Genomic DNA, 12,745 nt, shown 5'->3' on the forward strand with positions numbered 1-12,745 from the left:
TTATTAGCGCGGAATAACCTTGTAGCTAAGAGCATTTAATGATTATTTTATATAAGCTACGCGTATCTATTGCCTCTGGCTATTCTTAGGTTTCTAACGGTCATTACATGAAAAAAGCAGAATTCTACGCGGAATTAAAACGTGATTTGAGTGCCCTGATTGCCGGTGAAACCAATTTCATCGCTACATTGGCTAATGCTAGCGCCTTACTTTATGAACGCCTTGATGGTTTAAATTGGGCTGGATTTTACTTGCTCGATGGTAAGCAATTGGTGCTGGGTCCTTTTCAGGGGAAAATTGCCTGCGTACGTATTCCTGTCGGGAAAGGCGTATGTGGAACCGCGGTCGCAGAAAACCGTGTTAAACGAGTCGGTGATGTGCATGCATTCCCCGGTCATATAGCCTGTGACGCTGCCAGTAATGCTGAAATTGTGCTGCCAATCACGGTTCAGGGGAAAGTTATCGGCGTTTTGGATATCGACAGCATAGTTTATGATCGCTTTGATGAAGACGACGAATTGGGCTTGATCTCAGTTGTGGCGGGGCTTTGCGAGCATCTGGAACTGTGTGACAGTTCAAAATATGTCATACAGACTGCAAGTTGATATACGGATAACGTGGCAATTGCTGATGGCGTCATTATAATGACGCCTGTTCATGCCTGCGCTGGTTGGCAAACCCGTTGTAATCAGGAAATTTCATGGAAAATCAACCTAAGTTGAACAGTAGTAAAGAAGTCATAGCCTTTTTGGCTGAGCGGTTCCCGCTTTGCTTCACCGCCGAAGGCGAAGCACGTCCACTGAAGATCGGTATTTTTCAAGATCTGGTCGAACGTGTTCAGGGGGAAGAGAATTTAAGCAAAACGCAATTGCGTTCTGCGCTGCGTCTCTACACCTCAAGCTGGCGTTATCTTTATGGGGTCAAAGTCGGTGCTGAACGTGTTGATTTGGATGGCAACCCTTGTGGTGTGCTGGAAGAGCAACATGTCGAACATGCCCGCAAACAGCTGGAAGAGGCGAAAGCCCGTGTTCAAGCACAACGTGCTGAACAACAAGCTAAAAAGCGCGAAGCTGCCATTGCTGCGGGTGAAACCCCAGAACCACGTCGCCCACGTCCGGCAGGTAAAAAACCTGCGCCGCGCCGTGAAGCGGGTGCTCCTGTGGAAAACCGCAAGCCTCGTCAGTCACCTCGCCCGCAACAAGCTCGGCCACCTCGTCCACAGGCTGAGGAAAACCAGCCACGCCCTGTGCCGGTCACAGATATCTCTAAACTGCAAATTGGTCAAGAAATCAAAGTCAGAGCAGGTAAGAGTGCGATGGACGCAACCGTATTAGAAATCGCTAAAGATGGCGTACGGGTGCAGCTATCTTCCGGTCTGGCGATGATTGTGCGCGCAGAACACTTGCAGTTCTGATACGGAGGCCAACCTAGGCATGAACAATTTTGTCAGACTAACAGCAATCGCAGGCTTGTTACTGGCGGGGGCGAGTTACGCGGCCGATACTACATATCGTATCGATCAACTTCCTCAATTACACCAGGAACCAGAGCATGCAACCGTGAGTGAGCGCGTAACATCGCGCTTCACTCGCTCTCACTATCGTCAATTTGCATTGGATGATCAGTTTTCAGCCAAGATATTTGATCGTTTTCTCAACATGCTGGATTACAGCCACAACGTGTTGTTGGCATCAGATGTGGCACAGTTCGCGGATAAAAAACATTCGTTGGACGATGAGTTAAAATCAGGTCAGCTAGATACACCTTATGCTTTGTTTAATTTGGCGCAAAAACGCCGCTTTGAACGTTATCAATATGCGCTGTCAGTATTAGACCGGCCGATGGTCTTTACCGGTAATGACACCATTGATATTGATCGCAGCAAAGCCCCATGGCCGACCAGCGAAGCCGAGCTGAATAAGCTTTGGGACGCAAAAGTAAAATACGATCAGCTTAATTTGAAGTTAACCGGTAAAACGGATAAAGAGATCAAAGAAACGCTGACGAAACGCTATCAGGCAGCCATTAAGCGTTTGACGCAGAGTAATAGCGAAGACGTCTTCCAGTTGATCATGAATGCGTTTGCTCACGAAATTGACCCACATACCAATTACCTCTCCCCACGCAATACTGAACAGTTCAATACCGAGATGAGCTTGTCTCTGGAAGGTATCGGTGCTGTCCTGCAAATGGATGATGATTACACGTTAATCAATTCTATGGTTCCTGGGGGCCCGGCGGCGAAAAGTAAAACTATCGCGGTGGGTGATAGGGTAATCGGCGTTGGTCAAACGGGTAAACCTATGGTTGACGTGATTGGCTGGCGTCTTGACGACGTCGTCGCGCTAATCAAAGGACCAAAGGGCAGTAAAGTCCGTTTGGAGATTTTACCTGCGGGTAAAGGAACTAAACCTCGTACTGTTACGCTGACCCGTGAACGTATTCGTTTAGAAGACCGTGCGGTGAAAATGTCGGTGAAAACCATCGGCAAAGAGCGTGTCGGTGTATTGGATATTCCCGGTTTCTATGTTGGCCTGACTGAAGACGTCAAGGTGCAATTACAGAAGTTGGAGAAACAGAACGTCAGCAGCATTATCATTGACTTGCGTAGCAATGGTGGTGGCGCACTGACTGAAGCAGTTTCGTTGTCCGGTTTGTTTATTCCGAGTGGTCCAGTGGTTCAAGTTCGGGATAATAATGGCAAAGTGCGCGAAGACAGTGATACTGACGGTGTGGTGTACTACAAAGGCCCGCTAGTGGTCTTGGTTGACCGCTACAGCGCATCCGCCTCTGAAATTTTTGCAGCGGCAATGCAGGATTATGGCCGAGCACTGATTGTCGGTGAACCGACTTTCGGTAAAGGTACGGTGCAACAGTATCGTTCGTTGAATCGTATTTACGATCAGATGCTGCGCCCTGAATGGCCTGCATTGGGTTCATTGCAATACACTATCCAGAAATTCTACCGGGTAGATGGCGGCAGTACTCAGCGCAAAGGTGTAACCCCGGATATTGTGATGCCAACAGGTGTCGATCCGGCGGAAACGGGTGAAAGTTTTGAAGACAATGCCTTGCCATGGGACAGCATCAATGCTGCCAGCTATATCAAGAGTGGTGATCTGAAGCCGTTGGAGCCCGAGTTACTCAAAGTTCACGCGGCACGTATCGCCGCTGATCCTGAGTTCCAACATATTCAGCAAGACATTGAACGATATAAGGCTTTGAAGGATAAGAAAAACATTGTTTCTCTCAATTATGCTCAACGCGAGAAAGAGAACCATGATGATGATGCCACTCGCCTGAACCGCTTAAATGAGCGTTTCAAACGTGAAGGTAAAAAGCCACTGAAGTCATTGGAAGATCTACCAAAAGACTATCAGGAGCCGGATCCTTATCTGGATGAAACTGTGCATATCGCCTTGGATTTAGCCCATAAAGAAAAAGTACAGCTACAGGTTGAGCCTCAACCCGCAACTGCGGCGGCAACAACTGCCAAATAATGGCGGCTGATATTAATAATCCGGGTTCTGTTGAGCCCGGATTTTTTTTTGCGTTCTGTCAGAGTGAAACTTATTAATTGGCGAAAAAATAACAAGATATGTAATGAAAAGTATCCAAATTTGTAAAGTTATGTTGATTTACTCTCTTAGAACTTAACAAGCCTTGAAAATTTATCAGATGCCCATACGATCAGCATATCTCAGCAGTAATTTGGCTAAGTCATCATCCAGATTTATGGCAATTATGACTTAATACCTATTTTGACTTAATGCAGTGTCGATTTAGTACGATCGCCAATTAACACAATAAGGAAATAAATTTTTATGATGCGTATCGCTCTGTTCCTTCTCACCAACCTGGCCGTTATGTTGGTGTTCGGGTTGGTACTTAGCCTGACAGGTATTCAGTCCAGCAGTGTGCAGGGGCTGATGATTATGGCCGGTCTGTTTGGTTTTGGCGGCGCATTCGTTTCGTTGCTGATGTCCAAATGGATGGCTTTGCGTTCAGTGGGTGGTGAAGTTATTGAACAGCCACGTAATGAGACTGAGCGTTGGTTGCTGGAGACCGTACGTCGCCAGTCTCAGCAGGCTGGCATTGCTATGCCACAAGTCGCTATTTATCAGGCCCCGGATATTAATGCCTTTGCGACGGGGGCTCGCCGTGATGCTTCACTGGTCGCCGTCAGTACTGGCCTACTACAAAATATGAGTCGTGATGAGGCTGAAGCCGTTATTGCCCATGAAATTAGTCATGTGGCTAACGGTGATATGGTCACCATGACCTTGATTCAAGGGATTGTGAATACATTTGTTATCTTCATTTCACGCCTGATTGCGCAAGTTGCCGCTGGCTTCTTGTCTGGCGACCGTGACAATGAGGGCAGCAGTTCCGGCAACCCAATGGTTTACTTTGCCGTATCAATGGTATTGGAGTTAGTGTTTGGTATTCTTGCCAGTATCATTACCATGTGGTTCTCGCGTCATCGTGAGTTCTACGCCGATGCGGGTTCAGCAAAATTGGTAGGGCGCGAGAAGATGATTGCCGCATTGCAGCGTTTGAAGACTAGCTATGAGCCCCAGGAAGCAGGCAGCATGATGGCTTTTTGCATTAACGGTAAATCTAAATCATTCAGCGAGTTGTTCATGTCACATCCACCGTTGGATAAACGTATTGAAGCGTTGCGCTCTGGGCAATATCTGAAATAGTCACAATAGCAGTGAAATAATAACGTTCGCATTTAAACCAGCGGAGAGTGTCGCAAGAGACTCTCCGCTAATGTTATATAAGGCAACGCTCACCTGGATACAGAGCCATTAGTTTAATCCCTCAGTAGCCATCTCCTCTCCTCACGCTAAAGACAGTATTGCCCGCCTTATCTGTAATGATAAATAAGGCATGAGTAATAGAAAACAGTATGAATACTATGTGATATGACTATCATAGAATTGAAAGTGACTTTTAATTAAATCAACTTTGTTAAATTAATTTGCTAGTGCTAGCAATAACACAGTCATGCATTAATTAAGGTTAAAACATGAGTTATTTATTTAATGAAAAGTGTAAAAATGTCAACTTTCAATACTCTTCTGTCGATAGCGCTAATCTTGCTATGACTCAATAAATTACATTATTTTATATGGATTAATTATGAAGAAACTTATGTCATCATCATTATTGTTATTTATGGGGGTTATAGGCAGTGGCATACCCCATTTTGCAACCGCTGATATGTGGCGAGAACCTACACCAGAAATTAAGGAAGGGAAGTATTACAGCCTGATTGTTGACCGTGGCGAATTGAAAAAAGCGGTCAAAGACTCCAATAATGAATATCTCTTTTCTGAGAAAGGGGCTGGGACTAAACCGCTGGTACTGGTGGGAACGGCCGTTGAGATCGCAGATTTCCTGCTTAGTAATGAAACCAGTGGGATTGAGAATCATATCTCTGATTTACCTGATATCTATATGGGTATTGCCCCTTACGTGGTCAAGGAACGGTTTACCGGATTGTTCCCTCTTAATGATCTATTAATACAGACCGTTGAACAGGCACAGAAATTTTTACCATTCAATACTATCATTACTGATGCCGCAGGTATTCCGAATGATCTTAAAAGTCTGCAGGATGCACTACATAAATTAGATGAAAAGCAAAGAGAAAGTGGCCCAATTCTGTATGTTAAATTCAGTTATTTACCGGAAGATGGCATGACTAAAATTGGAAGGAAAACGATTAGTTTTGGGAAAGTATTAAAAATTATGCAAAATAAATAATAGAGACATATTTAAATAAATGTTTATTGTAAAGATAATAATATGCTTGCGAGTCATTACTTAGCAATTAAGTAATTGACGGATAATAACTCGAGAATTTATGGTAGAAATAATTGATAGATATAAATAAAAACCCCCGCACCGGAGGGGGTTTTTATCGTGACGATTAGGTTAGCTTCGTTTTTGGCTTACGCGCAATAGACTCACTAACGCCGCGATAGTGGCAAAACATCCAGCCAGAACCAATGAAGCATGTGTTCCACTGGTTGAAAATAGATTAAACATCAGCGCAACCAATGCTGCGCCAGTGGTTTGCCCCAATAGTCTTGCGGTCCCCAACATACCACTGGCACCACCACTGCGCTGCTGGGGGGCGGCGGAAATAATCGTGTGGTTATTGGGTGACTGAAATAGACCAAAGCCTGCGCCACACAGCATCATCCGCCAGATAATATCGATGTCATTAGGATTGGCAGGTAATATAGCCAGCAGGAATAAACCACTGGCAAAGAGAGCCAAACCAATCCCACCTAGTAACCCAGCATGGTAACGTTCAACTAAGCGCCCTGCGATAGGTGCGACCACCATGGTGGCTAGTGGCCATGGCGTTAGCAGCAGCCCGGTGGCGACTTCATCACGGCCCAGCACGCTTTGTAAGTAAAAGGGCAGTGAAACCATCGCCAGCATCTGTGCTGCGAAAGAACAAATTGATGTGCCAATTGATAGTGCAAAAATAGGAATGCGCAGCAAATCGACTGGAAGCAAAGGGAAGGGCTGGCTAAGTTGACGACGCACAAAGAAGAAGCCGATAAACAGTAATGCGATAACTTCCGCAGCAATCAGTGTTGGGCTTTCCCCTTGAGCAAAACCGCTGATGGCGGTGATCAGCAGGCCAAATGTCAGTGCATTCATGATGCAACTGGTGATATCGAAACGATTGCCATTGCTCTTCATATTATTGGCAGGTAAGAACTTCATACCCAGCCCCCATGCCAGCAATCCGATTGGCACGTTAACCGCAAATAGCCATTGCCACGATGCAACCGATAATATAGCGGCAGCAATGGTGGGGCCAGCCGCGGCAGAAACCGCCACGATCAATGAGTTGATGCCAATACCCCGGCCCAACTGCGCTCGGGGATAAATAATACGAATCAGTGCGGTATTAACGCTCATCAACGCCGCAGCGCCAAGTCCTTGCAGCACTCGGGCAAATGTCAGTGTCCATAAAGAGTCCGATAGGGCACAAAACAGCGATGTGACACTAAATACCAGCAAACCGGCTTGATATACCCGGCGATAGCCAATGATATCGCCCAGCGAAGCCATAGAAAGCAACGATACGGTAATGGCTAACTGATAGGCATTTACCACCCAGATAGATGTGGCTGGGCTGGCATTCAGGTCACGGGCAATGGTCGGTAGCGCGACGTTAGCAATAGTGCCGTCCAGCACTGCTATCGTAATACCTAATGCGATAACCAGTATTGCCGCATAGCGCTGAGGAACCGGCATTCCATCTGTTGCTGATGGGTTCATAGGTTTTATCTGTAAAAATAATAAGGTAGGGGAATTTTTCTATGCTAACGATTATTGTGCTTGAATGCATCCCTACCAGCAGGGTTATTTGTAAAAGACAATTATTTTCAACAAAGAGTACACAAGTTGCGATCAAAGCAACATTAACAGTCTGATAATGACAGTAATTTGTGTAAATCAGTAAAAATAGAACCACGATCACGGAAAAATGAAACATCGTTTCTATAATGTGAGATAGTAATAGCCGAACAGGTTCCCCTGCGGGCAAATTTTAATTCTCTGATGATTTTAAGGACTTTCCGGATGGCCAAAGGTAAACAAATCCCCCTGACATTTGATACTTATCAGGATGCCTCTACCGGTGCACAAGTTACACGTCTGACGCCTCCTGATGTGACTTGCCACCGTAACTATTTCTATCAAAAATGTTTCACCCGTGATGGCAGTAAATTGTTGTTTGGCGGTGCTTTTGATGGCCCTTGGAACTACTATCTGCTGGATCTCAATACCCAGGTGGCAACACAGTTGACAGAAGGGCGTGGCGACAATACTTTTGGTGGTTTCTTATCACCGGATGACGATGCGCTATTTTATGTGAAAGATGGCCGCAATCTGATGCGTGTTGATCTGGCCTCTTTGGAAGAGAGTGTGGTTTATCAAGTACCGGAAGAGTGGGTGGGTTACGGCACTTGGGTGGCAAACTCTGATTGTACCAAGTTAGTGGGTATTGAAATTAAACGTGAAGATTGGCAACCACTGACTGACTGGAAAAAATTCCACGAGTTTTATTTCACTAAACCCTGCTGCCGTCTAATGCGTGTTGATTTAAAAACGGGCGAATCAGCTGTTATTTTGCAAGAAAATCAGTGGCTTGGTCATCCAATTTATCGTCCATATGATGACAATACAGTGGCGTTCTGCCATGAAGGCCCACACGACTTGGTTGACGCACGCATGTGGTTAATCAATGAAGATGGCAGCAATATGCGTAAGGTGAAAACCCACGCCGAAGGCGAAAGCTGCACTCATGAATTCTGGGTGCCAGATGGTTCTGCCTTGGTGTATGTCTCTTACATGAAAGGTAGCCCGGACCGCTTTATTTACAGTGCCGATCCAGAGACACTGGAAAACCGCCAGTTGACTTCAATGCCAGCCTGTTCTCACCTCATGAGTAACTATGATGGCACTCTGATGGTTGGCGATGGTTCTGATGCGCCAGTAGATGTCCAAGATGATAGCGGCTATAAGATCGAAAACGATCCTTTCCTCTATGTCTTTAATATGAAGAATGGTACCCAGCATCGTATTGCTCGCCACGACACTTCATGGAAAGTATTCGAAGGCGATCGCCAGGTAACACATCCGCATCCTTCCTTTACACCTGATGATAAACAAGTGCTGTTTACATCTGACGTTCACGGTAAGCCGGCATTATATTTGGCCACATTGCCTGAGTCGGTCTGGAAATAGTTGAATTTTGCACTAGCCTCTTTCATGGGAAGAGGCTAATTTGCTGTCTGCAAGGCTTTTATCCGATTATTCACATTGGTTTATTGCACAGTCTCGCGACTTCCCTTTATAATAAAACCACTGTTCTATTTTTTTTAAAACATATTGTTTTATGAAACACAGAAAACTGAGTAGGGTAACCAAAAAATGGCTATTGCAGATCTAGATAAACAACCCGACTCTGTTTCGTCGGTTCTGAAGGTTTTTGGCATCTTACAAGCATTGGGCGAAGAACGGGAAATTGGTATTACCGAACTTTCTCAACGTGTAATGATGCCTAAGAGTACAGTATACCGCTTCCTCCAGACCATGAAGTCCTTGGGCTATGTTGCACAGGAAGGCGAATCAGAGAAATATTCCTTAACTCTGAAGTTATTCGAGTTGGGGGCTAAAGCACTACAGAATGTCGATTTGATTCGTAGCGCTGATATACAAATGCGTGAATTATCCAATGAAACTCGTGAAACTATTCACTTGGGTGCTTTGGATGAAGACAGCATTGTTTATATACATAAAATTGATTCTATGTATAACTTGCGGATGCATTCTCGCATTGGGCGTCGTAATCCACTGCACAGTACTGCCATTGGTAAAGTGTTGCTGGCATGGCGTGACCGTGGCGAAGTAGAAGAAATCTTGTCTCATATCGAGTTCACCCGTAGCACCAAACATACTTTGGGAAGTGCCGCAGAACTGTTGCCTGTATTGGATAAGGTTCGTGAGCAAGGCTTCGGTGAAGATATTGAAGAGCAAGAAGAAGGTCTGCGTTGTATCGCGGTTCCTGTTTTTGATCGTTTCGGCGTGGTCATTGCCGGGTTAAGTATTTCCTATCCAACATTGCGCTTTTCTGAAGACAGTAAGAGCGATATTGTGAAATCTTTACATCGTGCCGCTCGCAATATTTCAGAGCAGATGGGCTATCGCGATTATCCTTTCTGAGGAATTCTTTAAAGGGTAAATACTGTATAATTATTGGATATTTCTAATCAGCTGTTAATTATAACTATTTATTCCTTTCCCTCTCAAACGGCTCCTATACTCAGGAGCCGTTTTTATTGACAATCATACCTCGTGACGGCAACGTCAGGCACTCAGTGCATAACTCTTATCAAATCTTAATGGTTATTATTTAGAGATATTGTTTATAGTCCATTTAGGTCGGTAGGGTCACTATAACCGTGCTTAAGCATATTATAGGGAGAAATATGATGAGGAAGTTATTAAGCGCGGGGCTGTTACTGCTGCTGGCGGGTTGTAGTAGTTCCTATCGTGACAATCAGCATAAATTGATCGACCGGGGTGAATATAAGGTTGATAGCAGCATGCCTTCGATTGCCCAGAATGAACGAGTGCGGTTCTTGGTGCTCCACTATACTGCGACAGATGATGCAGAATCACTGAAAATACTGACACAAGGTGAGGTTAGCGCCCATTATCTGGTAAAAACACACCCCGACAGTTTTGATGGTAAACCTGTTGTTTTACAATTAGTTCCTGAATCTCAACGTGCCTGGCATGCCGGAGTCAGTTCTTGGCATGGGCGTAGTAGCCTGAATGATACCTCGATAGGTATTGAAATCGTGAATAAGGGCTTCACTGAGAGGATGTTGAGTAGGGAATGGTATCCTTACAACGAATCACAGATTAAATTGATTGAGCGGCTAACTAAGGACATTGTTGAACGTTATAATATTGACCCAACTGATGTTGTTGCTCATAGCGATATTGCCCCGCTAAGAAAATCCGATCCCGGTCCACTCTTCCCATGGAAACGGCTGGCACAGCTTGGTGTCGGTGCGTGGCCAGATGACGCGACGGTCACAAAGTATATTGATGGTCGAAATAAGCAAGATATAGCCTCAGTAAGTGTTATTCAGCAGGCGCTGGCTCGATATGGTTACCAAATCCCGCAAAGCGGTGAGCTGGATGATGAAACACTGCAAGTGATTAAGGCCTTTCAGATGCATTTCAGAGCACAGGATTTTAGTGGCGTGCCTGATGTAGAGACGGAAGCTATTGCACTCGCGTTGGTGGAGAAATATCGTCCCCTGCGTTCTTGAAGCTACAGGGGGTTGGCTGCTTTCGTTACTCGTCCCATCCATGGGCCTCACCTCTACGAGGCCACGGCAAGCGGCGTTCAAATCTGCTCCCGGAATATTTGTCACCTGAATCACTGACTTGGGTAGCTCATCTGGACTGGTTCAATTGCCGCCTACCTGTCGCTCCAATGACTTTGCGGATGTATTTGAAGTTACAAGATGGGCGTGACTAGAAATAAAAAAGCCCGTCACTTATGACGGGCTTTCTCGGGTTACCACAACTCAGCACTAAAATGCTTATTGATGGGCTAAATCGCCATCATCATCACTATTAAGAATTTCTTTATCTGTTTGTTTCATCAATTGACTGGTAACAGTACCAGCAGTCATTGAACCGCTGACATTCAGTGCGGTGCGGCCCATATCAATCAATGGCTCAACAGAGATAAGCAGTGCAACCAATGTGACCGGTAAGCCCATCGCAGGTAGAACAATCAGTGCGGCGAAGGTCGCACCGCCACCAACTCCGGCAACACCGGCTGAGCTAATTGTGACAATCCCGACCAGTGTCGCAATCCATATTGGGTCCAGTGGGTTGATCCCAACCGTTGGCGCGACCATGACTGCCAGCATTGCAGGATAGAGCCCCGCACAACCATTTTGGCCAATAGTGGCACCAAAAGAGGCTGAGAAACTAGCAATAGATTCGGGTACACCCAGGCGACGAGTTTGAGCTTCCACATTCAGCGGAATGCTAGCAGCGCTAGAACGGCTGGTGAATGCAAAAGTCAGCACTGGCCATACTTTGCGGAAGAATCTCAGTGGGTTGACACCGGTGAAAGACAGCAGCACAGCATGCACCACAAACATAATGGCCAAGCCCAGGTAGGATGCAACAACAAAACTACCCAGCTTAATGATGTCTTGAATGTTAGAGCCTGCAACCACTTTGGTCATCAATGCCAGCACACCGTAAGGGGTCAGTTTCATGACCAGACGCACCAGTTTCATCACCCAGGCTTGCAGGGTATCGATAGCCACCTGCACACGTTGGCCTTTCGCGACGTCATCTTTTAGTAATTGCAGTGAAGCCACACCAAGGAAAGTCGCAAAAATCACTACACTGATGATTGATGTCGGGCTAGCACCGGTTAAATCGGCAAATGGATTTTTCGGAATAAAGGATAAAATCAACTGAGGTACTGACAGGTCAGTCACTTTGCCAAGATAATTACTCTCTATCGCACTCAATCGCGCTGATTCTTGTGTGCCTTGCACCAAACCTTCAGCAGTTAAGCCAAACAGATTAGTGACCAAGACCCCCACCAGTGCCGCAATTAATGTGGTAAACAATAATGTACCGATGGTCAGAAAACTGATTTTGCCAAGTGACGAAGCATTATGCAGCTTAGAAACTGCGCTTAAGATCGAGACAAATACCAGCGGCATAACAATCATTTGCAGCAATTGTACATAACCATTGCCAACAATGTTAAACCAAGTGATAGACTCTTTCAGTACCGGATTGTCTGCACCATAAATCCATTGCAGGCCCAGACCAAATAGCACACCCAGCCCCAGACCAATCAAAACTTTTTTAGCCAGACTCCATTGCTTATGCCGGGTTTGTGCCAACAGTAATAGCAGTGCCACAAATACCAGCACGTTAATCACAAGCGGTAGGTTCATCCCCAAATCTCCAAATTATTATTTTAAATACTGGCTACGCACTCTATTTCTATTTTTTATAGAACAGAGCCAGATACAGTCAATGGTGTAATTAGCCGTGTATGGTAGCAGTTACCCTATGGCTCACTTATATCCAAAAAGAATTGTTTATAAATTTTTGCCATAATTTGTATGGAATGTATTCAGATTGATTA

General features: G+C 45.3%; 10 protein-coding genes. 8 read left to right on the plus strand and 2 right to left on the minus strand.

Features of this window, described 5'->3' with window-relative positions; genetic code table 11:
* The first annotated feature begins 107 nt into the window (after positions 1 to 107).
* From DJ58_RS20705 to DJ58_RS20685, 5 genes are all read left to right on the plus strand, one after another.
* Complete coding sequence (locus tag DJ58_RS20705; protein ID WP_004706515.1) at positions 108 to 605, plus strand: GAF domain-containing protein; 498 nt, start codon at positions 108 to 110, stop codon at positions 603 to 605.
* A gap of 95 nt (positions 606 to 700) precedes the next feature.
* Complete coding sequence (proQ, locus tag DJ58_RS20700; protein WP_004706516.1) at positions 701 to 1,414, plus strand: RNA chaperone ProQ; 714 nt, start codon at positions 701 to 703, stop codon at positions 1,412 to 1,414.
* 19 nt (positions 1,415 to 1,433) lie between these two features.
* The gene (prc, locus tag DJ58_RS20695; protein WP_004706517.1) at positions 1,434 to 3,500 is read left to right on the plus strand and encodes a carboxy terminal-processing peptidase; all 2,067 of its coding nucleotides are present in this window, start codon (positions 1,434 to 1,436) and stop codon (positions 3,498 to 3,500) included.
* Positions 3,501 to 3,824: 324 nt separating this feature from the next.
* The gene (gene htpX / locus DJ58_RS20690) at positions 3,825 to 4,706 is read left to right on the plus strand and encodes a protease HtpX (RefSeq protein WP_004706518.1); all 882 of its coding nucleotides are present in this window, start codon (positions 3,825 to 3,827) and stop codon (positions 4,704 to 4,706) included.
* Between the two features lie 442 nt (positions 4,707 to 5,148).
* Positions 5,149 to 5,775 (plus strand): hypothetical protein, encoded by a 627-nt coding sequence (locus tag DJ58_RS20685; protein ID WP_032910152.1) that lies wholly within the window; start codon positions 5,149 to 5,151, stop codon positions 5,773 to 5,775.
* Positions 5,776 to 5,946: 171 nt separating this feature from the next.
* Here the strand turns inward: DJ58_RS20685 and DJ58_RS20680 are convergent, their stop codons facing one another.
* Positions 5,947 to 7,314, minus strand: coding sequence for an MFS transporter (locus DJ58_RS20680; protein ID WP_004706520.1), 1,368 nt, complete (start codon positions 7,312 to 7,314; stop codon positions 5,947 to 5,949).
* A gap of 303 nt (positions 7,315 to 7,617) precedes the next feature.
* Between DJ58_RS20680 and ogl the strand changes: the two genes are divergently transcribed.
* From ogl to DJ58_RS20665, 3 genes are all read left to right on the plus strand, one after another.
* On the plus strand, positions 7,618 to 8,784 hold the full coding sequence (gene ogl, locus DJ58_RS20675; RefSeq protein WP_004706521.1) for an oligogalacturonate lyase: 1,167 nt from the start codon (positions 7,618 to 7,620) through the stop codon (positions 8,782 to 8,784).
* 186 nt (positions 8,785 to 8,970) lie between these two features.
* On the plus strand, positions 8,971 to 9,762 hold the full coding sequence (kdgR, locus tag DJ58_RS20670; protein ID WP_004706522.1) for a DNA-binding transcriptional regulator KdgR: 792 nt from the start codon (positions 8,971 to 8,973) through the stop codon (positions 9,760 to 9,762).
* 269 nt (positions 9,763 to 10,031) lie between these two features.
* Positions 10,032 to 10,883, plus strand: coding sequence for an N-acetylmuramoyl-L-alanine amidase (locus DJ58_RS20665; protein ID WP_032910154.1), 852 nt, complete (start codon positions 10,032 to 10,034; stop codon positions 10,881 to 10,883).
* A 276-nt stretch (positions 10,884 to 11,159) separates the two neighbouring features.
* Here DJ58_RS20665 and DJ58_RS20660 read toward each other — a convergent pair whose 3' ends face one another.
* Positions 11,160 to 12,551, minus strand: a complete 1,392-nt coding sequence (locus tag DJ58_RS20660; RefSeq protein ID WP_032913166.1) for an L-cystine transporter — start codon at positions 12,549 to 12,551, stop codon at positions 11,160 to 11,162.
* Between the last annotated feature and the right edge of the window lie 194 nt (positions 12,552 to 12,745).

Source organism: Yersinia frederiksenii ATCC 33641 (assembly GCF_000754805.1).
Taxonomy (GTDB): domain Bacteria; phylum Pseudomonadota; class Gammaproteobacteria; order Enterobacterales; family Enterobacteriaceae; genus Yersinia; species Yersinia frederiksenii.

Excerpts from the sequence above, each read along its gene's own strand:
- DJ58_RS20705 (WP_004706515.1), top strand. The coding sequence starts at position 108 with ATGAAAAAAGCAGAATTCTACGCGGAATTAAAACGTGATTTGAGTGCC.
- proQ (WP_004706516.1), top strand. The coding sequence starts at position 701 with ATGGAAAATCAACCTAAGTTGAACAGTAGTAAAGAAGTCATAGCCTTT.
- prc (WP_004706517.1), top strand. The coding sequence starts at position 1,434 with ATGAACAATTTTGTCAGACTAACAGCAATCGCAGGCTTGTTACTGGCG.
- htpX (WP_004706518.1), top strand. The coding sequence starts at position 3,825 with ATGATGCGTATCGCTCTGTTCCTTCTCACCAACCTGGCCGTTATGTTG.
- DJ58_RS20685 (WP_032910152.1), top strand. The coding sequence starts at position 5,149 with ATGAAGAAACTTATGTCATCATCATTATTGTTATTTATGGGGGTTATA.
- DJ58_RS20680 (WP_004706520.1), bottom strand. The coding sequence starts at position 7,314 with ATGAACCCATCAGCAACAGATGGAATGCCGGTTCCTCAGCGCTATGCG.
- ogl (WP_004706521.1), top strand. The coding sequence starts at position 7,618 with ATGGCCAAAGGTAAACAAATCCCCCTGACATTTGATACTTATCAGGAT.
- kdgR (WP_004706522.1), top strand. The coding sequence starts at position 8,971 with ATGGCTATTGCAGATCTAGATAAACAACCCGACTCTGTTTCGTCGGTT.
- DJ58_RS20665 (WP_032910154.1), top strand. The coding sequence starts at position 10,032 with ATGAGGAAGTTATTAAGCGCGGGGCTGTTACTGCTGCTGGCGGGTTGT.
- DJ58_RS20660 (WP_032913166.1), bottom strand. The coding sequence starts at position 12,551 with ATGAACCTACCGCTTGTGATTAACGTGCTGGTATTTGTGGCACTGCTA.